Below are 22,743 nucleotides of genomic sequence, written 5' to 3'. Positions count from 1 at the left end.
GTAGAGGCTTGCCCATGCGTGTTCGCTGGGTGCGTAGCCCTCGCTTGTACCCTCCGGGTGGTTCCGGACGGCGCAGAGCGAGGGCTACCGCTCTTTCTGTCCTTGTGTCCCTGTCGTTCATGCTCACCACAGAGACGGCAGAGGCCACCGGTGCCACCCTTTCGGCACCGAAAATGCCGGAGTTGTCCCTCTCGGGTCTCTGGAAGTGGGTGAGCGAGCCGGGCGATCCGGACACCCCGGACCAGGAGGGCGGCACCGCCCGCGGCAAGAGCCACCACGCCTCCGCCGACGCCACCGACGCCGACCGCGGCGTCGGCCGCGCGCCCGGCAAGGGCAAGGGCGAGCTCGACGCCTACCAGCGCCCCGTGGACAAGCCGGAGCAGGCCACGACCGGCCCCGCCCGGGGCACCGGCAAGAGCTTCGACCCGGCCACCAGCAAGCGCGACGCGAAGAAGTCGACGGAGACCTCGGACTACTACGTCAACGAGGACGGCTCGACGACGATCCGCCACTACAGCGGCCGCACCAACTTCAGGGCACCCGACGGCACCTGGCAGCCGATCGACACCCGCCTCGTCAAGGACGAGGAGGGCCGCTTCGAGCAGAAGGCCAACTCCCTCGACGTCGACTTCGCCCCGAACGCGGCCGACGACGAGCTGGCCTCCGTCGGCCTCGGCTCCGGCCGTGCCCTCGCCTACGAGCTGAACGGCGCGGCCAAGGTGGCCGCGACCAAGGGCACCGACGGCACGGTCGTCTACAACGGCGTGCTGCCCGACACGGACGTCCAGCTCGTCCCGATCGCCGACGGCTTCAAGGAGAACGTCGTCCTGCGCTCGCCGGACGCCGCCAACTCCTGGGTCTTCAAGCTGGACGCCCAGGGTCTGACCCCGCGCCTGGCCGACAACGGCGACGTGGAGTTCGTCGGCGCCGACGGCAAGGTCGCCGCCACCGCCCCGCACGCCTACATGGAGGACGCCAACATAGACCGGCGCTCCGGTGAGGGCGCGCGCTCCGGAGCGGTCTCCTACGAGCTGACCACCGTCGACGGCGAGCCGGCGCTGCGGATGACCGCCGACCGGGCCTGGCTGGACGACCCCAAGCGGGTCTACCCGGTCACCGTCGACCCGACCACGGTCCTCGCGAGCGAGGCGACGTACGTCCAGACCGACTACGCCTCCAACCGCTCCGCCGAGACGCAGATCAAGGTCGGTTCGTACGACAGCGGCACCACCAAGGCCAACTCCTTCCTGCAGTTCTCCAACCTGGGGACGACGCTGGCCGGCCAGAAGGTGTCCGCCGCCCAGCTGAACCTCTGGGCGCTGTGGTCCTCGACCTGCACGCCGGAGGCCTTCTCGGTCTACCCGGTGACCCAGTCGTGGTCGCCGTCGACGACCACCACCTACCCCGGCCCGTCGTACGGCTCCGCCATCGGCACCACCACCCCCGACCCGGGTGCCTCCTGCACCAACAGCAGCGGCAGCGCGAGCGTCGGCGTGAAGATGCCGGTGACGCTGTCGACCTCGTGGTTCACCCAGGTCGCCACCGGCGGGGCCAACTACGGCCTGGCCATGGCCGCGCCGACCAGCGACGGCCTGCACTGGAAGAAGTTCCACTCCGACGACTCGGCCACCGCCGCCTGGCGGCCCTCGCTGGACCTGACCTACGCGCCGAACACCGCGCCGCAGGTCAACGCCCAGTACCCGCCGGAGAACTTCCAGGCCAACACCCTCCAGCCGGAGCTGCTGGTCTACGCGAGCGACGCCGACAAGTGGCCGAACGCGAGCCTGACCTACAGCTACGAGGTGTACGACGCCGACTCCGGCAGCACCACCCCGGTGGTCACCTCCGGCAACCTCACCAAGAGCAGCTGGAAGATCCCCGCGGGCAAGCTGACCTGGTCGAAGAACTACGTCTGGTACGTGGGCGTGACCGACGGCTACGAGGAGGTCACCTACTCCAGCCGCTTCACCACCGCGGTGCCGCAGCCGCCGGTGACCTCGGGCCTGGCCCAGAACACCGACGGCCACGAGTTCGACCCGTCGGAGGCGAACTACACCACCGACGACAGCGACGCGGACGTCGAGGTGGTCGGCCCGTCGCTGGAGATCGAGCGGTCGTACAACAGCATCGACCCGCGCATCGACAGCGCCTTCGGCGCCGGCTGGTCGACGGTCGTCGACATGAAGGCCGCCGAGGTCAAGGACCCGTCCGGGGCGGTCACCAGCGTGATCGTCACCTACCCGGGCGGTGAGCAGGTCGCCTTCGGCCGCAACAGCGACGGCACGTTCCAGCCCCCGATGGGCCGCTACGCGCGTCTGCAGTCGGTGACCGGCGGCTACACGCTGACGGACAAGGACTTCACGGAGTACGCCTTCAAGCAGGCGACCGCGAAGGCCGGCACCTACGCCATCTCCAGCATCAAGGACTACGCGGGCCGCACCGAGACGTTCACGTACAACACGTCCAAGCAGCTCACGAAGATCACCAACGACACGTCGAAGCGCTCCCTGACGCTGGCGTGGCAGACCCCGACCGGTGCCACCACCGCGCACGTCGCGACCGTGGCCACCGACCCGTCCACCGCGGGCGACTCCAGCACCGCGCAGACGTGGCAGTACAGCTACACCGGCGACCAGCTGACCAAGGTCTGCCCGCCGGCCGACTGGACGCACTGCACGTCGTACACGTACGTCACCGGCAACCACTACCGCACCACGGTGCTGGACGCCGACCCGTACGCGTACTGGCGGCTCGGCGAGGCGGCCGGGGCGACCGTCGCCAAGGACACCGTCGACCTGAACCAGGGCCGCTACAACGGCCTGTACCACAACGTGACCCTGGGCAGCTCGTCGGTCCTCGCGGGCTCGACGCAGACCACGGCCACGTTCAACGGCACCACCTCCTACGTGGAGATGCCCTCCGCGCCGGGTGCGACGCCGTCGTACACGTCGGTCTCGCTGTGGTTCAAGACGACCACGGCCGGCGGAGTGCTCTTCTACTACGGCGACAAGCCGCTGAGCGACGCCGACCCGGTGAACAACACGACGAAGAACACCCCCGCGGTGTACGTCGGCACCGACGGCAAGCTGCGCGGCTGCCTGGCCATGTCGCCCAGTTGCAGCCCCAACATCGTGTCCACCGCGACCGTCACCGACGGCCAGTGGCACAACGCGGTCCTCACCGGTCAGGCCACCAGCCAGACGCTCTACCTGGACGGTGTCGCGCAGGGCTCCCTGTCCGGCACGATCAACGACTGGAACCAGCCGTACATCTCGCTCGGCGCGGGTGTGAACACCCAGGGCTGGCCGGCGATGAACCCGAACGACCAGCTCGGGCACTACACCGGTCAGATGGCCGAGGTCGCCATCTACTCCGAGCCGCTCGACCCGTCGGTGATCACCGCGCAGTACCAGGCCGCCAAGCGGTCCGCCGGTCTGCTCAGCAAGATCACCACGCCGGGCGGCAAGACGCAGGCGGCCATCACCTACGGCCCCACCGACGACCTGGTCACGCAGGCCACGGACGGCGACGGCGGCACCTGGAAGCTGAACCCGCCGACCGTCACCGGTTCCTCGCAGGTCTACCGCTCCGCCGTGATGGGCTCCGCCCCCTCCGGCTACTGGAGGCTGTCCGACACGGGCGGCGCCGCGCAGGCGGCCAACGAGATCCACACCGGATTCGGCACGTACAACACCGTCACGCAGGGTGTGGCGGGCCCGTTCGGCACGGGTGACGTGACGGCGGTGTCCTTCAACGGCACCTCCTCCTACGCGGAGATCCCGTTCACCCCGTGGCACTCCTCCGCCAACCGCGCGGTGGAGCTGTGGTTCAAGACGGCGAAGCCCGGCGTGATCCTCTCGGACCAGTCGACGGCCCCGACCGGCACCACGCCGAGCGGCACCTGGAACCCGCTGCTGTACGTGGGCGCCGACAACAAGCTGCACGGCCACTGGTGGACCACCGCCGGCACCGCCGGCACGGCCTTCGGCACCACCGGCACGGTCACCGACAGCCAGTGGCACCACGCGGTCCTGTCGTCCTCGGGCACGACCCAGACGATGTACCTCGACGGCGCCAAGGTGGCCGACTTCACCGGCGCACCGGCCGACCAGTCGAACACCCGCACCTTCATCGGCGCGGGCTACGGCAAGAACTGGTACCAGTCGCCCGGTGACGTCAGCTACTTCACCGGTTCCGTCGCCGAGGTCGCGGCCTATGACCACGCGCTCGGCGAGGACGAGGTCGACCGGCACTGGTCGGCGTACAAGGCGTCCTCCGGCATCGCGCCGGTCAAGACGGTCAAGCTGACCGATCCGACGAACAAGACGCTGACGTACGTGTACGACGCGGAGATGGGCGACCGCCTGCTCGCCGCGATCGACACCGAGGGCAAGCGGACGACGTACGGCTACGACACGGGCGGCTTCCTGCACACCGTGACGGACGCCAACGGCAACCGCAGCATCACCGGTCACGACGTGCGCGGCAACACGGTCTCGCAGACCGACTGCCAGGACACGGCGGCGAACAAGTGCGCGACGGAGTACTACACGTACTACCCCGACGCGACGACCGCCTTCCCGCCCATGGACCCGCGCAACGACCTGCTCCTCACCGAGCGGGACGCGCGTTCGGCGTCCGCGACGGACAACACGTACCTGACCAGCTACACCTACGACACCGGCGGCAACCTGCTGTCGGTGACCACCCCGCCGGTGCCCGGCCACCCGGGCGGCCGCACCGCCACCACCACCTACACCACGTCCACGACCCCCGCGGCCGAGGGCGGAACGGCGGTGGCCCCCGCGGGCCTGGTCGACACGGTCACCACGCCGGGCGGCAAGAAGACGCAGAACGTCTACTACGCCAACGGCGACCTGGCCTCGGTCACGGACGCCAACGGCGCCAAGGTGGTCTACACGTACGACAACCTGGGCCGGAAGGTCTCCCAGAAGGAGATATCCGACTCCCAGCCGAACGGCCTGACCACCACCTGGACGTACGACAAGAACGACCAGGTCACCACCGAGACCGCCCCGGCGGTCACCAACCGCGTCACCGGCGCGGTGCACCAGGCGAAGACGACGACCGTCTACGACTACGACGGAGACGTCACCTCGCAGACCGTCGCCGACCTCACCGGCGGCGACGCCTCGCGGACGACGTCGATGACGTACGACGCCTACAACCGTCTCGCCACGCGCACGGACCCGGGCGGCGACACCACGTCGTTCGAGTACGACGTCTACGGCAACAAGGTGAAGGAGACCGACCCCGCGGGGAACGTCAACACCTACACCTTCGACGGCGAGGGCCGCCCGCTCACGACGAACCTGCTCAACTACACCGGCGACCCGAACAACCCGTCGGCGCCGACCACGCTGGTGCAGGAGTCCCGGGCCTACGACCCGGCCGGCCGCCTCGCGTCCATCACGGACGCCATGGGCTGGGTGACGGCGTACACCTACACCGACGACGGCCTCACGGCCAGCGTCACCCGCAAGGACCCGGCGAACGGCAAGCAGTTCGTCGAGGAGTCCAACACGTACGACATGGCCGGGAACCTGATCAAGCAGGTGACCAACGACGGCCGTACGACGACCACGTTCACGGTGGACGCGGACGACCGGGTCACGTCTTCGGTGCTGGACCCGACGGGGGCCAACCGGACCACGAAGGTCTCCTACGACCCTGACGACAATGTGGTCAGCGAGACGGAGACGGATCCGGCGACCGGCGACGTCAACACCACGGACACGCTCTACGACAACCTGGGCAACGTCACCGGGACCGTCGAGCATGACGGCAGCACCGCGCCCGTGGCGCGCTGGAAGCTGTCGGAGACCAGTGGCCTCGCGGCCAACGACTCCTCCGGCGGCAACCGCAAGGTGACGCTGGGCACCGCCGTCACCCGCTCCACCGAGAAGGGCGGCTCGGCGGTCTTCAACGGCACCGCCAACGCCTACGGCCAGGCGGACGGCCCGGCCGTGAACACCAGCGGCAGCTTCACCGTCTCGGCCTGGGTCAAGCTCGGCTCGACGAGCGCGAACAGCACCTTCCTCGCGCAGGACGGCAAGGTGGCCAGCGGCTTCCAGCTGTACTACTCCACGGCGTACGGCTGGACCTTCAACCGCCACGGCTCGGACACCAGCGGCGCGTCGACCATCCGGACCTACTCCGGCACGTCGGCGGTGACGAGCGGTACCTGGACGCACCTCACCGGTGTCTACGACCAGGCCACCGCGTCGCTGAAGCTGTACGTCAACGGCTCCCAGTCCGGGACCACGACCGCCTTCACCTCGCCCTGGGCGGCCAACGGCCCGCTGCAGATCGGACGACGGCTCTACAACGGGACGTACGCCGAGAACGCCAACGGCTCGATCGCCGACGTCCAGGTCTACGGTGAGGCACTGACCGCCTCCCAGGTGTCGTCGGTGTACAACGGCACGCTTCCGGCGGCCGGCAGCGCGGTGCACACCACCACGTACCAGCTGGACCAGCGGGGTCTGCCGCTGTCGATGACCGACGCGAACGGCAATACGACCGACTACGGCTACGACGAGGCTGCCCAGCAGACCACCGTCACCGAACCGGTGGTGAACGCGGAGACGAACGGTGGTACGGCCACGGCCGTCCGTCCCGTCTCGATGATGGGTTACAACACGTTCGGCGAGCAGACCGAGACCTCCGACCCGCTCGGCAACGTCACGGTGACGGCCTACGACGCCGAGGGCCAGGAGACCTCGACGAAGCTGCCGAACTACACCCCGCCGGGGTCCTCGGCGCCGGTCACGGCCATGTCCTGGAACGAGTACAACGACCTGGGGCAGGTCTCGGCCGAGGTCGACCCGCTGGGCAACCGCACGACGTACTCGTACACGCAGCTCGGCGACGTGGCCTCGGTCACGGAGCCCGGCGGCGACAAGACGACGTACGTCTACGACACCAACGGCGACCTGCTCTCGACGACCCGCCCGAACGGCGCCCGTGAGGAGTCCACCTGGGACTACCTCGGCAACGAGCTGACCAGCACGGAGATCGTGCGCCAGCCGACGCAGCGGGCCTACACGGCGATCAACGAGTACAACGCGCCCGGCGGTGACCTCTCCCGGAGGATCTCTCCGACCGGTGTGGCGGAGTCGTACAAGTACAACGCCCTGGGCGAGACCACCGAGGTGACTGACGCCGCGGGCAACGTGTCGACGTTCACCTACAACATGGACGGCGAGGTCCTCACCTCCAAAGACCCCGACGGCACGAGCAGCAAGAACACCTACGACGGTTTCGGGCGGTTGGTCTCCACACAGGACCTGGACCCGCTCGGCGGTGTGCTGCGTACCAGCAGCTCCACGTACGACCGGGCTGGCAATGTCCTGTCGGTGACCGACTACCGCGGGCACACGACCACGCTGACCGTGGACCCCACGGGCCTGGTCACCAGGGCGGTGGAGCCGGTCTCCGCGACCGAGTCGATCACCACGACCTACGGCTATGACGCGGCGGGCAACCGCACGCGCTTCACCGACGGCCGTGGCAACCCGTTCATCACCACCTACAACACCTGGGGGCTGCCCGAGTCTCAGATCGAGCCGTCCACCCCGGCCCACCCCGACCTGGCCGACCGCACCTTCACCACGGTGTACGACGCCAACGGCCGGGTGAAGGAGCAGCGCTCACCGGGCGGTGTGGTCGTCACCAACGAGTACGACGCGAAGAGCCGGCTGACGAAGACCACCGGCACGGGTGCGGAGGCCGCCACGGTCGACCACACCTACGCGTACGACTCCGACGACCGCATCACGGCCGTAGCGGGTGCGGGCGCCGACCTGAACACCTTCAGCTACGACGACCGCGGCCTGCTGCTGTCGACATCCGGCCCCTCGGGCTCGTCTTCCTTCGCCTACAACGGCGACGGCGCGATGACCTCCCGCACGGACGCCTCCGGCACGACGACCTACGGGTACGACACGGCCGGCCGGCTGAAGACGGTCAACGACGGTGCCACCGGTTCCGCGCTGACCTACACCTACGACGTCAACAGCAACGTCAAGCAGATCGACTACGGCACCGGCAAGTCGAAGCGTGAGTTCTCCTACGACTCCCTGGAGCGCATCACCAACGACAAGCTGACTTCGCCCACCGGCAAGGTCCTCGCCTCCATCGCCTATGGCTGGGACGAGAACGACAACCTGACGTCCAAGACGACGACAGGGGTCAGCGGCGCCTCGTCGAACACGTACACCTACGACTGGGCGAATCGCCTCACGTCGTGGAACAACGGCACGACCACGGAGGCCTACGGCTACGACGCCTCGGGCAACCGCACCCGCGTCGGCGGCGACACGTACACGTACGACGCCCGCAACCGGCTCACGTCGGACGGGCACAACGCGTACACCTACACCGCGCGCGGCACGCTGAAGACGATCACGGACGAGGGCGGGACGCAGACCCTGCTCAAGGCCGACGCCTTCAACCGCGTGATCAACGAGGGTGACCGGACGTACACCTATGACGGTCTGGACCGTGTCTTGTCCGCCAAGGACGGTACTGGCGCCGACGTCTTCAACTTCAAGTACAGCGGCGCCGGGAACGACGTGGCCTCGGACGGTTACGCGTCCTACAGCCGCGACGTGGACGGCACCCTCCTCGGCGTGAAGACGGCCGTATCGTCAGTCCTGGCCCTGACGGACGTCCACGACGATGTGGTGGCCCAGTTCACCGACGCGGCGGAGGCGCTGAGCGGCTCGACGACGTACACGCCGTTCGGCAAGACGTCGTCCACTGCCGGCATGCTGGGGAACCTGGGCTACCAGTCCGGGTGGACCGACCCGCAGACGGCCAAGGTCAACATGGCCGCGCGCTGGTATTCGCCGCAGACCGGCCAGTTCAACAGCCGCGACACGGTGAGCAACAACCCGTTGCCGGACTCGGTGAACGCGAATCAGTACGCGTACGCCAACGACAACCCGATGACGGGCACCGACCCGACCGGCCACTGGTTCTCGTTCATCAAGAAGGCCGTCAAGAAGGTCACCAAGAAGGTCAAGAAGGTCGCCAAGTCGGCCTGGAAGAAGACCAAGCACGTTGTCAAGAAGGCCGCGAAGGCCGTCCGCAAGGCCGCCAAGAAAATCAAGAAGGCGGCCAAGAAGGTGGTCCACAAGGCCCGCCGGGCGGTCCGGAAGGCTGTGCACTATGTGCACGACAGCGTCAAAAAGATCAAGAGATATGTCAAACGCACCTACAAACGAGTAAAGAAGTACGTCCATAAGGTCGTCCACCACATCAAGAAGACCGTCCGCAACGTCGCCAAGGCGGTCAAACACGGAGTAGCCAAGGCGGTCAAGGCGGCGAAGAAGGCCGTCAAGAAGATAGGCAGAGGCGTCAAGAAGGCGGCCAAGGCCACAGCCCACTTTGTGAAGCAGCACGCCGCGACCATCGCTTCGGTGGCGGTCGGTGTCGTGGTCTTCGCGGGCTGTACGGCGGCCACGGCCGGTGCCGGTGCGATCGGCTGCGCGGCCCTCGCGGGCGCCGCGGCCAACGGCGTCGGTTACATGATGAGCGACGGACCCAAGTCCGTCGGCGGCTTCCTCGGCGCGGTCGCGATCGGCGGTGTCACCGGTGCTCTCGGTGGCGCGGCCGGCGGTGCGGCCTCCGGCGCGGTGGGCCGCCTGCTCGCCGGTGTCGGCGGCAAGGTCGTGCAGGGCGCGGCCATGGGCGCCGCAGGTGGAGCTGCGGAAGGCGCGGTCAGTTACGGCGTTACTTGCGCGACCAGCGAAGAGGGCTGCAGCGCGAGCGGCGCGGCCAAGGCGACCGCGATCGGCGCCGTCACAGGTGGTGTCTTCGGCGCAGGGGCCAGCAGGTACGGGCCCAAGGCCAGGCCGCAGGCTGCGGAGGAGGCAGCGGGGTCCGGTTCACGTCCGGGCAGCTGCCCGATCACGCCGCACAGCTTCACGGGCCTGACCGGTGTGCTGATGGCCAACGGCGTTGTCAAGCCGATCTCTCAGGTCAAGGCCGGGGACTACGTCCTGACGGCCGAACCCGGCAAGAAGAAGAAGGAGAAGCACCGGGTCAAGGAGGTGATCGTCACCAAGACCGACCGTGACTACGTCGACGTCGTCGTCGCCACGAAGTCGGGTCCGAAGACGATCCAGACCACCAAGCACCACCAGTTCTACGAGGTCAGCCGCAACGCTTGGACCCAGGCCGGTGATCTCAAGGCGGGTCGGAAGCTCCAGAGCGAGGACGGTGCCTCGACCGAGATCGTCGCGGTCAGGTCGTACACGGCGCAGCACATCACCTACGACCTCAGCATCGAGGGTCTGCACACGTACTATGTGCAGGCTGAACTGGCGGAGGACACTGCCGTTCTCGTCCACAACTGCGGAACTCACCCGAACGAGCGTGCCGGGGACGACTTCACCGACAGTGGTCGACAGAAGGTCTACGACGAGAACAAGAAGAAGAACGGCGGAGACCTGAAGTGTGACTACTGTGGCCGCAGTGTGGAGCGTCGGGCCTCGCGGGACGAGGACGGCAACCCCATCAAGGGGCAGCCGGACGATGCTCAGATCGACCACAAGATTCCCAAGAAGCAGGGTGGCTGCGGAGCACCTCACAACGGCTGTGTGGCCTGCCGACGCTGCAACAGGGACAAGTCTGCGAAAACAGTCGAGGAGTGGGATGACGAGCTGCGCGACTTCCTGCCGGAGGAGTGAACGTGTCCCATCCGAGTGAACGGCCTGTCTCGGCCAGTGGCGCGAAGATGTTCAAGGTCGCGTTCGACCTGAACCGAGACGACTCGGGCTGGCCGCCGGTCTCGGTGGAGCGCCTCTGGGGCGAGAAGACAGATGTCAGGTTCGAGATCCGAGTGGCGAACACGCCGTTCTTCGTTCCAGGAATCGCGTTCGGTGACCTGATCCGTGTCCGTGCGGACCACGAACGGCGAGAGCTCGTCTACGAGAGCTTCACGGCGGAGTCGGGGCATTCCACCGTCCGGATCGTTTTCATGCGGGACGGTGCCCGGCAGTCCGTGGAGCGCAAACTGCAGGAGGCGGGATGTAGCTGGGAGACCACCGACGGATTCGAAAACCTGATGGCGGTCGATGTTCCACCGGAAGCCGACTACGGAGATCTGCGGCCGTGGCTCCGCGAACGCGTCGCCTCGGGGGATATCGAAATCCAGGAAAGTGCCATCTCGGGAAGGCATCGTGCACAGTTGGATGAAGTTCCCTAGATCCGCCTTCTCAGTCGCTGTCGGCTGAACGGAAGCCCCGCCGGTGAACATCCGGTGGGGCTTCCGCGTTCTCCGACCTCAGTGGCACTGTGATCAGCGATCAGCGATGATGCCGGACGTCACCCGTCCGCACGCCCCCTCTGAAAGCACCACAGAGCCATGCCGCCCTTGCTCCAGTACACCGCCATGGCCATAGGCCTCCCCGTCCTCGCCTGGGCCCTCTGGACCAGCGCCCGCCTGGCCCGGGCCAACCGCAACGGTACGGCCGGCATGGACGTCACCGCGTACGGCCTGCTACCGCGCGAGGAGCTGGACCCCACGGAGTACGGGCCGACTGCCCCCGAGCTCGCCGACGCCACCCTCGCCGCCCGCCAAGGTGACTGGCGCCCGGGCGCGGCCCTGCTCGCCGCGGCGGGCCAGGACTGGGACCGGCGCTGGTACCGGCTGACCACCCTCGCCCGGGTCGCCGCGGAGGAGGACGCCTGGCTGAACGCCTGGCGCACCGAGCGCCCCGACGCCCCCGACGCGGCGGCCGTCCACGCCCAGGCCCTGCTCTACCGCGCCTGGCACGCCCGCGGCGAGGGCTACGCCAAGGACACCTCCGCCGACCGGCTGGCCCGCTTCCAGCAGCTTCTCTCAGCTGCTCAGGACGCCGCCCGGACGGCCGCCGCCCTGGCCCCCCACGACCCGTCCCCCTGGGTCACCCTGGTCACCGCGGCTCGCGGCCTCGTCCTCCCGCACGAGGAGTTCCGCCACCTCTGGGCCGGGCTGACCGCCCGCGCCCCCCACCACTTCTACGGCCACCTCAACGCCCTCCAGTACTGGTGCGCCAAGTGGTGCGGCTCGGACCGCCTGGCCCACCGCTTCGCGCAGGAGGCCGCCGCCTCGGCCCCGCCGCAGTCGCTCCTCTCCGTCCTCCCCCTGGACGCCGCCTTCGAACGCGCCCTGCAAGGCCCCGGCCCGGTGCCGCTCGCCGGCCGCCACCCCAAGGCAGAGCTGGACGCCGTCCGCGCCGCGCTCGCCGCCGTACCCGCCGACGACCCGCGCGCCCCCCTGGTCCGCCACCGCCTCGCCGCGGCCCTGACCCTGGCCGGGAAGGGCAGCGAGGCCCTGGAACACTTCCGGCTGCTTGAGCCGTGGGTGGGCGCGGAGCCCTGGACCTACCACGCCAACCCCGTTGCCGCGTACGACCGCGCCCGCGCCCTGGCCATCGCGCGTGCGGGCAAGCGGCCTGCGGCGCCGGTGCCTACGGCCGGCCGACCGTGAGGGCTGCGGAAGGTGAAGCTGAAGAGCGCTGAGGCCGGCGGGCGTTCACAACGGGCAAGATCGGCGCGCTGACGGGGGCCCTCATGTCCCCATAGCAGTCCGGCGGGGCGGTGCAGTGGCTCTTGGTGCTATGCGGTGACCACCGTTGGGTCCTGCCCTCAGGAGGTATCGCGAGCGACGAACATGCCCGTTGACTTGCGCTGGGAGCGGGCAGTTGCAGGACGCCTGCCCTCTGACACGACAGGTGATCAAGGCGCGCGGAGGTTATGGAGGCCCCGTTAACGGAAGGTGGCCGGATGGTCGGGGGACGGCCAAGACACGGTCGAGTTTCTGCCCGCCACGAACCGGGCTCGCCCGGCGAATCCAGTTGTCACCGGCCTCGCTTAGTATCCGGCCATGTCACACCCCTCCGCCCCCTCCCTGCCGCCCCCCGACTTCGAGGTCGCCTCCGCCTTCCCCGAGGCCGCCTGGCTGCGGCAGGCCGCCGCCGCGTGGGACTGGGCGGCCATACGTCAGTACGTGTACGGGCTGCCGCAGGGGACCGATCGCAGCTTCGCCGTCGGTGTCCTGGCCGACGTCAAGGGCGTCGAGGACTGGATGCGCGACCTCCTCGCCGCCACGCCCGACGACGTGCTCGCGCTCACCGTCCTCGGCGACCGCGAGGTGAAGATCGGTTGGGAGATCCGGACCGCCGCGCCCGCCAAGCAGGTCAGCCGTGAGCAGTTCGCCGGGCTGCACGCGCACCTGCGGCAGGCCGAGCAGCATCTGATCCGGGCCACCGCGCTCGACCCGGCCTTCGACGCGGCCTGGGCCTCACGCCTCACCACCGCCATGGGGCTGCAGCTCGGGCAGAACGAGGCGCGGCGCCGGTACGACCGGCTGTCCGCACACCACCCGAACCACCTCACCGCGCAGGGCCGGCTGCTCCAGCAGCTGTGCCCCAAGTGGAGCGGGAGCTGGGAGGCGGCCCACGGCTTCGCGCGGGAATGCCTCGTCAACGCTCCACAAGGCGCCATGAACGGCGGGATGGTGGCCGAGGTGCACATGGAGCACTGGCTCGACCTGAAGGGCAAGGAGCGCGAGGAGTACCTGCGGCAGGACGCCGTGCGTACCGAACTCGTCGAGGCCGCCGAGCGGTCCGTGCTCCACCCGCACTTCCACCGCGGCTACGGCTGGGTCACCGTGGCGGGCTACTTCGCCGCCCTGTTCTCCCTCATGGGGGACCTGCCTCGGGCCGCCGCCTGCTTCCGCGTCCTCGGCAACCTCGCGTCCGAGTACCCCTGGGCCGACCTGAGCCGCGACGCCACCGCGGCCTACGTCAAGCACCGCGACGCCGCGCTCTCCAGAGGATGACCCCCATGAACACGCCGAACAGAGGCCCCAGATGAACCCCCAGGCCGCCATCCACCGCACCGAGGTCGACGGCATACCCACCCTCTTCGCGTACGCCACCGGGCCCGTGCGCGCCGGACTCGTCTTCCGTGTCGGTGTCGCCGACGAGACGCTCGCCCGGACCGGCGTCACGCACCTGGTCGAGCACCTGGCCCTGCACCGCCAGGGCCTGGCCGACTACCACTTCAACGGCGCCACCAAGGCCGCCTTCACCCACTTCCACGTGGAGGGCGCCGAGCACGAGGTCGCCGCCTACCTCCAGGGCGTCTGCGCGTCCCTCACCGACCTGCCCATGGAGCGCCTGGAGACCGAGAAGGAGATCCTGCGCACCGAGGAGTCCCGGCGCGATGTCGGCCAGCTCCCGCTGTGGCGCTACGGCGCCCAGGGGTACGGCCTGGTCAGCTACCCGGAGTGGGGCGTGCGCAGCCTGCGCCCGGACGACGTACGGGAGTGGGTGCACACCTGGTTCACCCAGGGCAACGCGGCGCTGTGGATCGCCGGTGAGCGGCTGCCGGCCGGGCTCACCCTCAAGCTGCCCGCAGGTCAGCGGCGCCCCCTGCCCGCCGTCACCTCCGCGCTGCCGAGCGCTCCCGCCTACTTCTCCGACGGCAAGGGCGGCGTCCTGCTGGACGCCGTCGTCACCGACACCACCGCGGCCCGGATGTACGCGGGCGTCCTCGAGCGCGAGCTGTCCCGCGCCCTGCGGCAGGAGGGCGGCTACTCCTACACGGCGGCCACCGACTACGCCTCGCGCCGTGACGGCTTCGCGCTCGTGACCGCCTTCGCGGACGCCCTGCCCGCCAAGCAGGACGCGGTGCTCGGCGGTTTCGTCGACGTCCTCGCCGGGCTCCAGGCGGGCCGGATCGGGCAGGGCGACCTGGAGGCCGTGCGCACCCGGGCCGACGGGGCGCTGACCGTGCCCGAGGCGGCCGCACGGAGGCTGCCGGGGGCGGCGGAGGACCTGCTCGTCGGGCGGCCGGTGCGCGGCCTCGACGAACTGCGCTCCGAACTGTGGGCGGTGACACCGGGGCATCTGCACGCGGTGGCCCTGGAGGCGGCCGGGACGGCCCTGATGCAGGTGCCCGCCGGGCACAGCGCGGACTGGGCCGGGTACACGGCGGCCCCGACGCGTTCGACGTACGCGGTGACCGGACGGCGGTTCGCCTCGGTGGGCGGTGACGGGTCGGCGCTGGTGGTCGGGGACGAGGGCGTCAGCATGACCGTGAGCGCCGAGGACGGGACGGAGAAGGCGGTCACCGTGGCCTACCGCGCCTGCGCGGCGGTGCTGAGCTGGCCCGACGGCGGCCGTCAGCTCATCGGGACCGACGGTCTGGTCGTGGAGGTGGAGCCGGGCCTGTACGGCGTCGACGCGCACACCATGGCGGCCGTCGACGCCGCCGTGCCGCAGTCCGCGGTGGTGTGGCTGCCGCCCCGGCAGCAGCAGCCGAAGCCGCGACCGGCCGCGGCAGCCCAGGGGAACGGGGCGGCCCAGGCAACCCCGGGGAACGGCGAGCAGCGGCCCGCACCCGCCCGGCGCACCGGGCGGCAGACGGCGGCGGTGGTCGTGTTCGGCCTCCTCGCCGGCCTCTTCGCCTTCCTGGCCCTCGCTGTCACGGTCTTCGGCCACGACTCGCAGACCGGCACCGGAGAGTGGCTCGGCATCGCGGGCTTCATGTGGGGCGTCACCGCCCTGCTGGCCTGGCCCGCCATACGGATCCTGCGGCGGACGCGGAGGGCGTGAGGGGCACTGCGGGACGGGCGCCGGGACGGTACTGGTACAGGCGTACGGCGCCGGACTACCGCATGTACGGGTTCCGTTGCGGCGGTGGAGGCGCGGGCATCGCCCCGTGCACCGTCGCCCGCTGCGGCGTCCGCCTGTCGAACAGGGCGAACAGCAGCAGGCCCGTCGCCGTCAGCAGGCTCAACATCACGACCGCGCCGAGGACCGGGTCACCCGTGCCCTCTCCCCGGGCCGCCCCCCATGGCAGGGTCACGCACTCGTACAGCACGAACGACCCGAAGGCGCCCCAGTCCGACGGCCGCCCACGGCGGATCGCCGCGTACAGGAACGGCACCCACACCAACAGGCCCAGCGATCCCCACACCAGGACCGCCCAGGCGATCCGCTGGAACCAGCCGGCTTCCACCCGTTTTTCCATCTGAACCCCCCATCCCCAACCCTCGACCCTCAACCCCTGCGCTCTCCTGCAGACAGGCGGGGAGAGCGCAGGGGGCAAGGCTAGAGCGTCTACGGGGCGCCGCGCCGACCGGACCATATGCGGGTCCAGGGCGCGTACAGGTCATGCACAGCCCTGCGGCTGCCAAGTGATCACCACATCAGGCAGGAGGGACGCAGTGAGCCGGGTCGCCGTTCCCCGTGGCCGGTGGTTTTGCCGTTCCCTGGGATAATCTTGTGGCGATCGAGGGGGTCCGTTTTCCAAGCGGAAGAGCGCCGTCGGTTACGGTGCGATCCGCTTCGGACGCTCAAGTCCCGTGTGCCTGCGGACGTTTCCCTGCAAATCCGTACAGACGTCGCCGTGCCGGACACGCGTCGCTTCAGGGGCTCAGAAGACTTTCCCGGCGGACGCCGCAGCGTCCGCCTGTCGTGAATTGGGGTGGGGATGGCCGGCCATCGGCAGTCGAAGAAGTTCAGGTACATCACCTGGCCGGTGGCGGGTGCCGCCGTCGTCGCGGGTGCCGGGATAGCGGCGCAGACGTCGATGGCCGCCACGACCTGGCCCGCCCAGAAGACGTACACCGGACACGCCTTCGACACCTGCACCGCGCCCTCGGCGGCCGCGATGAAGGCCTGGAACACCGGCTTCTACGGGGCGGCCGCCGTCTACGTCGGCGGCAAGAACCGTGGCTGCAGCCAGCCCAACCTCACCGCGTCCTGGGTGAAGTCCGTCAGCTCGATGGGCTGGAAGCTCATCCCGATCTACGTCGGCGCCCAGCCGCCCTGCCAGAGCGGCTCCAACCCGGAGAAGCTCACCGCCACCACCGCCGCCTCCCTGGGGACGAGCGACGCGAACGACGCGGTGGCCAAGGCGTCCGCGCTGGGCATGAAGGCCGGCAGCCCCATCTACCTCGACATGGAGCCGTACGACATCACGAACACGTCGTGCAACAACGCCGTGCTGACGTACGTCCGCGCCTTCGACAAGGAGCTGCGCGCCAAGGTCTACCGCGCCGGGTACTACGGCTTCAGCAGCTCCAGCGCCAAGGCCATCGCCACCGCGACCAACAAGACCGACCTGCCGGGCAACCTCTGGTACGCGCTGTGGGACAAGCAGTACACGACGACCACGGACTGGCCGTGGGGTTCCACCCAGTACACCAACCACAGCCGCGCCCACCAGTACATGGTGAACAGCAAGGAGACGCGGGGCGGCTACACGATCACCGTGGACCGTGACGCCTGGGACGCGCCCGTCGCCATCACCGGCTGAACCGGCTGCCGAGCCACGACACGAGGGGCGGTACATGAAGGTCGTCGCCATACCGGCAGCCCGGCGGTTCGCCGTGCGGGCGGGCATCGCCGCACTGCCCGTCGTCAGCCTGGGGCTGCTGTGCCCCGTGCCGTCCCTCGTGCTCGCCCTGCGCCGGCGCAGGGCGACGGACTGGTGGGCCTTCGCGGCGTTCAGCGCGGTCCTCGCGGCCTGGGTCGCCGAACTGGAGCTGACGCCGGACACCACGCACGGGCCGCTTTTCGCGCTCGACGTCCTGCTGATCCTGCTGTCGATGGCCGGCGCCTCGATCCACGCCTGGAAGGTCTGGCCACGGCGGGCCGGCGGCCGCTGACCAGGCGTACGGCAGGGCAGCGGACACGCACGTACGGCAGCTCTCGGCCGCCGCACAGACGGCACCGGGGTACCGGAAGGTCGGCTTCGTGCTCGTCGGCACAGGGGGCGGCGAGGCCGCCGGTGCCCATGTGACCAGGCTCGACACCGGCGACAAGCTGCGCGCCGACGTGGCCGGGGCGGTCGAGCGAGCGGTGGACGGGCGGGCCTGAGCGGCCGGACGGGGGCTCACCAGGGGCGGGCGGTGCCCGAAGCGCCGGTGAATCGTTGGTCGAATGGGTTGGCCGGAGCCGGTCCGCTCCTTACCATCGATCACCGCAAGACCTTGTGCGCCCGCCCGTCGCCCGACCACCACCCCTGGTGGAGGCGCTGCGCGCCGCCCTATGTCTGCAATCCCCCACCCTGGGAGGTCATTTTGCACCGCCGTCGCCCCGCGATCGCCCTCAGCGCCGCCTTGGTCGCGGCCCCTCTCCTCACCGCGTGCGGCGGCACCGCGCACCCGGGTGCCGCGGCCGTCGTCGGAGGTGAGCGGATCACGGTCGCGCAGCTGGAGAGCCGGGTGGACGAGGTGCGCGCGGCCCAGCGTGCCGCCGCCACGGGCGACGCCCAGTACGAGCAGGCGGTCGCCCAGACCGGCAGCCTCACCCGCGACACGCTGCACAGCCTGGTCCTGGACCGGGTCCTGGACCGCGCCGCCAAGAACGCGGGCGTGAGCGTCACCGCCAGGGACGTCGAACAGATGCGGGCGGACCTTCAGGCGCAGGCGGGCGGCGCGAAGCAGCTGCAGACCGTGTGGCTGCAGCAGTACGGGGTGGCCCCCCAGCACCTCGACGACAGCCTCCGCACGGAGGTCGAGGCACAGAAGCTGGCCGCCGCGCTCGGCGCCGACATGAGCACGACCGAGGGCAAGGCCGCGTTCTGGAAGGCCATGTCGCAGGCGTCCCGGGAGCTGCACGTCGACCTGAACCCCCGCTACGGCACCTGGGACGTGCAGAAGAGCAGCCTGGCGGACGCGAAGACCCCGTGGGTCAAGGAGGTCACGGCGGCGGCTGCGCAGCAGACGGCGTAGACGGCGGTACGGGACCGGGGCCGGGCGGTACGCGTCCGGGACTGGTGCTGCGGGCCTGTGGACAAACTCCGGCGACGATGGGCCCATGCCTGTGGACAACTCCGGGGGCCGTCCGTGGCGTGCGTTACGTTCGGAGGGTGAACGCAACCAGCTTCGAAGCGGCCCCGGGACCGGAGGCGACCGCCGAGCCCGGCCGGATCGTCCTGCTCACCACCAGCCACCGGGTCGCGCCCGGTCTCCTGTCCTGGCCCGCCTGGCAGGCACTGCACGCCGCCGACCGGGTCCTGTGCGCGGACGGCGCGCACCCGCAGCTGCCCTATCTGCGCGAGGCCGGCATAGCGGTCGAGGAGGCCGCCCCGAGCGCGCAGGAGCTGGTCGACGCCTGCGCCGGCGGCCGCACGGTGGTCGTCGTCGCCACGGGTGAGGGCGAGCCCGCGCTGACGGACGGCCTGGCGCGCCTCGCCGGATCGGGCCGCGTCCAGATGCCGGAGCTGGAGCTGCTGCCCGCGTCGTACGACCTCCCGGGCGCCCGTCTCCTGGACCTGGTGCAGGTCATGGACCGCATCCGCGCCGAGTGCCCCTGGTCGTCCCGGCAGACCCACCTGGGCCTGGCCAAGTACGGCATCGAGGAGGCGTACGAACTGGTCGAGGCCATCGAGGCGGGCGACCGCGAGGAGCTGCGGGAGGAGCTGGGCGACGTCCTGCTCCAGGTCGTCTTCCACGCCCGGATAGCCGAGGAGCACCCGGAGGCGCCCTTCTCCATCGACGACGTGGCGGGCGGCATCGTCACCAAGCTGATCCACCGCCACCCGCACGTGTTCGGGGACGAGAGCGCGACGACGCCGGAGGAGGTCAAGGAGCACTGGCTGCGGACCAAGGCGGTCGAGAAGCGGCGCACGTCGGTGACGGAGGGCATCCCGCTCGGCCAGCCGGGCCTCGCCCTCGCCGCGAAGCTGCACTCCCGCGTCCGCACGGCGGGCCTTCAGGTCCCGCTCCCGCAGGGCGACGGCATCGGCTACGAGCTGCTGGCGCTGGCCGCGCGCGCGGAGGCGGAGGGCGTGGACCCGGAGGCGGCCCTGCGCGCGGCGGCACGCGCGTACCGGGACGCGATCCGGGAGGTGGAGAGCGGGGGCTCGAAGAAGTGAACGGCCAGTCCGCCTCCCCGGCCCCCGAACTGTTCACCTGGGAGTTCGCCGCCGACCCGTACCCCGCCTACGCCTGGCTGCGGGAGCACGCCCCCGTGCACCGGACGAGGCTGCCGAGCGGTGTGGAGGCCTGGCTGGTCACCCGGTACGCGGACGCCAAGCAGGCCCTCGCCGACCCGCGGCTGAGCAAGAACCCGGCGCATCACGACGAGCCCGCGCACGCCAAGGGCAAGACCGGCATCCCCGGCGAGCGCAAGGCCGAGCTGATGACCCATCTGCTCAACATCGACCCGCCGGACCACACCCGGCTGCGCCGGCTCGTCTCCAAGGCCTTCACGCCCCGGCGTGTCGCGGAGTTCGCGCCGCGGGTCCAGGAACTCACCGACCAGCTCATCGACCGGTTCGCGGGCAGGGGAGAGGCCGACCTCATCCACGAGTTCGCCTTCCCGCTCCCCATCTACGCCATCTGCGACATGCTCGGCGTCCCGCGCGAGGACCAGGACGACTTCCGGGACTGGGCCGGGATGATGATCCGCCACGGGGGAGGACCGAGGGGCGGCGTCGCACGGTCCGTGAAGAAGATGCGCGGCTACCTCGCCGACCTCATCCACCGCAAGCGCCTGGCGCTGCCCGCCGAGCCCGGCCCCGGCGAGGACCTCATCTCCGGGCTGATCCGCGCCTCCGACCACGGCGAGCACCTCACCGAGAACGAGGCCGCCGCGATGGCCTTCATCCTGCTCTTCGCCGGGTTCGAGACCACCGTCAACCTCATCGGGAACGGCACGTTCGCGCTCCTCGGGCACCCCGGGCAGCGGGCCCGTCTGCAGCGGTCGCTCGCCGCCGGGGAACGCGACCTGCTGGAGACGGGCGTCGAGGAGCTGCTGCGCTACGACGGCCCGGTGGAGCTGGCCACCTGGCGGTTCGCCACAAGGCCGCTCACCATCGGCGGGCAGGACATCGCCCCCGGCGACCCCGTCCTGGTGGTCCTGGCCGCCGCGGACCGGGACCCGTCGCGGTTCGCCGACCCGGACGTCCTCGACCTCTCCCGCCGCGACAACCAGCACCTCGGGTACGGGCACGGCATCCACTACTGCCTGGGCGCGCCCCTGGCCCGCCTGGAGGGACAGACGGCGCTCGCCACGCTCCTGACGCGCCTGCCGGACCTGCGGCTCGCGGTCGACCCGTCCGCGTTGCGCCGGCGCGGCGGACTCATCATGCGGGGCCTGCGCACGCTGCCCGTGGCGTTCACACCGGTACCGGAGAAAGGTCACGAAGCTCCCGCCGACATCCGGACATGACATGCGAACACTCCGACGGTCACAAGAAGATGACAGGATCTCACCTCTGTGATCTTCACGTGATCTGCGCTGCATTAACTTGTGACAAGCGATCTAGTGCCGATACGTTCACGCAGCAACGCGGCGGTCCGCACGCCACGGCCGTCGCGTCGGTCGATGCTGTCGTGTGAAAGGCAACCGCATGCTCTCCGGGAACGGTCGTCACCGTCGCCCCCGTCAGGCTCCGGCTCTCCTCGTCGCGGCAGGGGTGACCGGATCAGCGATCGCGATCCCGCTGCTCGGCGCCACCGGCGCGAGCGCGGCCACCGGCACCACCTGGGACCAGGTCGCGGAGTGCGTCAGCGGCGGCTCATGGAGCGCGGACACCGGCAACGGCCACTACGGCGGGCTGCAGTTGACGCAGGACGACTGGGACAAGTACGGCGGTCTCGACTACGCGCCGACCCCCGACCAGGCGAGCCGCTCGCAGCAGATCGCGGTCGCCGAGAAGGTCCTGGCGGCCCGGGGCGTCGGGGTCTGGGGCACCTGCGGCCTGCTGAACGGCCTGAGCAAGGACTCCGGCTCCGCCGACGTCGACACGGGTGTCGCCGGGGACTCGTCGTCCCACGGCGGATCGTCCTCCGATTCCGGCCTCGACTCCGGCCTGTCTGACTCGCCCGGATCGTCCGCGTCGACCACTTCGTCGCCTTCTTCATCCTCTTCATCCGCTTTGCCCTCCTCACCCTCGCCCTCGTCCGGGGGGTCGACCGCCGACACCGCCAAGAGCGCACAGGAGTCCGGTAGCGCGCCGACGGCCACGACGAAGGACGATGAGTCGGACAAGTCGGCACAGAACGATGCCTCCTCGGGGGCGAGTTCGGCCGAGGCCTCGGGTGCCGGCCGTCATCGCGGCGACAGCGCCGAGGAGAGTGCCGCGGGCGGCCGTACGTCGGACGCGTCCGGCCGGCACGCCTCACGCGGCACCGCGGACGCGCGCGACGCCGTCGACGGCTCGTACACCGTCCGCCCCGGGGACAATCTGTCGTCCATCGCCGACTCCCTTGACGTCAGCGGCGGATGGACGTCGCTGTACGAGGCGAACAAGCAGACGGTCGGTGCCGATCCGAACCTCATCCTCCCCGGTCAGAGCCTTGCCCTCGACGCCGACCCGACCGGCGGGTCGTCCTGAACTGCCCCTTGTATGGCGGAAGTTCGCGACCCACTTCGCGCTGAATGTCCTGTTTGGTGAAAGTGAGATATGGGTCTCATAAGCCCTGATCGTCTTTGAAATTCCGGCGATCGACTGCTTACGGTCGTGATCGCTCGCCACAGCGAGCCCCTGCGGTCGCAACGCCGAATCCTGCCAGCGGCCGTACGGGAACAGTCGTCGCGTCAAGCGCCGTAGGCAGGAGCGGGGGACCCAAGGTAGGCGCCGCGTCCGGGAGTTGACCGGAAGCGGCTCGGGGTGAAGCCGTGTCCCGCAAGGGGCACGGCCGGGCAACTCAACCGGCCCGAACCCGACAGCTCACCTCGCAGGCGTCGGTGAGGGGAACGAACC

General features: G+C 70.1%; 13 protein-coding genes and 1 riboswitch. Of the genes, 12 read left to right on the top strand and 1 reads right to left on the bottom strand.

Features of this window, described 5'->3' with window-relative positions:
• The first annotated feature begins 119 nt into the window (after positions 1–119).
• From ACIRC0_RS30845 to ACIRC0_RS30825, 5 genes are all read left to right on the top strand, one after another.
• On the top strand, positions 120–10,718 hold the full coding sequence (locus ACIRC0_RS30845) for a LamG-like jellyroll fold domain-containing protein (RefSeq protein WP_403622509.1): 10,599 nt from the start codon (positions 120–122) through the stop codon (positions 10,716–10,718).
• A gap of 2 nt (positions 10,719–10,720) precedes the next feature.
• Positions 10,721–11,236, top strand: a complete 516-nt coding sequence (locus ACIRC0_RS30840; protein ID WP_403622506.1) for a DUF4265 domain-containing protein — start codon at positions 10,721–10,723, stop codon at positions 11,234–11,236.
• Positions 11,237–11,395: 159 nt separating this feature from the next.
• Positions 11,396–12,502 (top strand): hypothetical protein, encoded by a 1,107-nt coding sequence (locus tag ACIRC0_RS30835; protein ID WP_403622503.1) that lies wholly within the window; start codon positions 11,396–11,398, stop codon positions 12,500–12,502.
• A gap of 396 nt (positions 12,503–12,898) precedes the next feature.
• Positions 12,899–13,855 carry a hypothetical protein gene (locus ACIRC0_RS30830; RefSeq protein WP_403622500.1) on the top strand — a complete coding sequence of 319 codons (957 nt, stop codon included), beginning with the start codon at positions 12,899–12,901 and terminating at the stop codon, positions 13,853–13,855.
• Between the two features lie 31 nt (positions 13,856–13,886).
• Positions 13,887–15,635: an insulinase family protein gene (locus tag ACIRC0_RS30825; RefSeq protein ID WP_403622497.1), complete on the top strand. Its 1,749-nt coding sequence runs from the start codon at positions 13,887–13,889 to the stop codon at positions 15,633–15,635.
• 55 nt (positions 15,636–15,690) lie between these two features.
• On the opposite strand, the gene ACIRC0_RS30820 is transcribed toward ACIRC0_RS30825, so the two are convergent.
• Entirely contained in the window at positions 15,691–16,053 is a 363-nt protein-coding gene (locus ACIRC0_RS30820) for a hypothetical protein (RefSeq protein WP_403622494.1), read from the bottom strand.
• A 462-nt stretch (positions 16,054–16,515) separates the two neighbouring features.
• On the opposite strand from ACIRC0_RS30820, the gene ACIRC0_RS30815 reads away from it, so the two are divergent.
• The 7 genes from ACIRC0_RS30815 to ACIRC0_RS30785 all read left to right on the top strand — a co-directional run bounded on the left by ACIRC0_RS30815 (position 16,516) and on the right by ACIRC0_RS30785 (position 22,374).
• Positions 16,516–17,343 carry a glycoside hydrolase domain-containing protein gene (locus ACIRC0_RS30815; RefSeq protein WP_403622491.1) on the top strand — a complete coding sequence of 276 codons (828 nt, stop codon included), beginning with the start codon at positions 16,516–16,518 and terminating at the stop codon, positions 17,341–17,343.
• A gap of 34 nt (positions 17,344–17,377) precedes the next feature.
• On the top strand, positions 17,378–17,695 hold the full coding sequence (locus ACIRC0_RS30810) for a hypothetical protein (protein ID WP_403622488.1): 318 nt from the start codon (positions 17,378–17,380) through the stop codon (positions 17,693–17,695).
• 88 nt (positions 17,696–17,783) lie between these two features.
• Positions 17,784–17,906 (top strand): hypothetical protein, encoded by a 123-nt coding sequence (locus tag ACIRC0_RS30805; RefSeq protein WP_403622485.1) that lies wholly within the window; start codon positions 17,784–17,786, stop codon positions 17,904–17,906.
• Positions 17,907–18,109: 203 nt separating this feature from the next.
• Entirely contained in the window at positions 18,110–18,763 is a 654-nt protein-coding gene (locus tag ACIRC0_RS30800) for a SurA N-terminal domain-containing protein (RefSeq protein WP_403622482.1), read from the top strand.
• A 137-nt stretch (positions 18,764–18,900) separates the two neighbouring features.
• Complete coding sequence (locus ACIRC0_RS30795) at positions 18,901–19,908, top strand: nucleoside triphosphate pyrophosphohydrolase (RefSeq protein ID WP_403622479.1); 1,008 nt, start codon at positions 18,901–18,903, stop codon at positions 19,906–19,908.
• Positions 19,905–21,206 (top strand): cytochrome P450, encoded by a 1,302-nt coding sequence (locus ACIRC0_RS30790; RefSeq protein WP_403622476.1) that lies wholly within the window; start codon positions 19,905–19,907, stop codon positions 21,204–21,206. The genes ACIRC0_RS30795 and ACIRC0_RS30790 overlap by 4 nt, the downstream gene beginning before the upstream one ends.
• Before the next feature lie 181 nt (positions 21,207–21,387).
• The gene (locus tag ACIRC0_RS30785) at positions 21,388–22,374 is read left to right on the top strand and encodes a transglycosylase family protein (protein WP_403622473.1); all 987 of its coding nucleotides are present in this window, start codon (positions 21,388–21,390) and stop codon (positions 22,372–22,374) included.
• 198 nt (positions 22,375–22,572) lie between these two features.
• A riboswitch (cyclic di-AMP (ydaO/yuaA leader) is annotated at positions 22,573–22,739 on the top strand.
• Positions 22,740–22,743: the final 4 nt, after the last annotated feature.

The sequence above is a fragment of the Streptomyces sp. NPDC093984 genome (assembly GCF_044764595.1).
Taxonomy (GTDB): Bacteria; Actinomycetota; Actinomycetes; order Streptomycetales; family Streptomycetaceae; genus Streptomyces; species Streptomyces cynarae.
The sequence above is the reverse complement of the archived record's forward strand: the minus strand, read 5'-3'. Positions and strand labels throughout refer to the sequence as shown.

Coding starts and splice junctions, on each gene's coding strand:
- ACIRC0_RS30815 (WP_403622491.1), top strand. CDS start 16,516: ATGGCCGGCCATCGGCAGTCGAAGAAGTTCAGGTACATCACCTGGCCG.
- ACIRC0_RS30785 (WP_403622473.1), top strand. CDS start 21,388: ATGCTCTCCGGGAACGGTCGTCACCGTCGCCCCCGTCAGGCTCCGGCT.
- ACIRC0_RS30835 (WP_403622503.1), top strand. CDS start 11,396: ATGCCGCCCTTGCTCCAGTACACCGCCATGGCCATAGGCCTCCCCGTC.
- ACIRC0_RS30810 (WP_403622488.1), top strand. CDS start 17,378: ATGAAGGTCGTCGCCATACCGGCAGCCCGGCGGTTCGCCGTGCGGGCG.
- ACIRC0_RS30845 (WP_403622509.1), top strand. CDS start 120: ATGCTCACCACAGAGACGGCAGAGGCCACCGGTGCCACCCTTTCGGCA.
- ACIRC0_RS30825 (WP_403622497.1), top strand. CDS start 13,887: ATGAACCCCCAGGCCGCCATCCACCGCACCGAGGTCGACGGCATACCC.
- ACIRC0_RS30830 (WP_403622500.1), top strand. CDS start 12,899: ATGTCACACCCCTCCGCCCCCTCCCTGCCGCCCCCCGACTTCGAGGTC.
- ACIRC0_RS30820 (WP_403622494.1), bottom strand. CDS start 16,053: ATGGAAAAACGGGTGGAAGCCGGCTGGTTCCAGCGGATCGCCTGGGCG.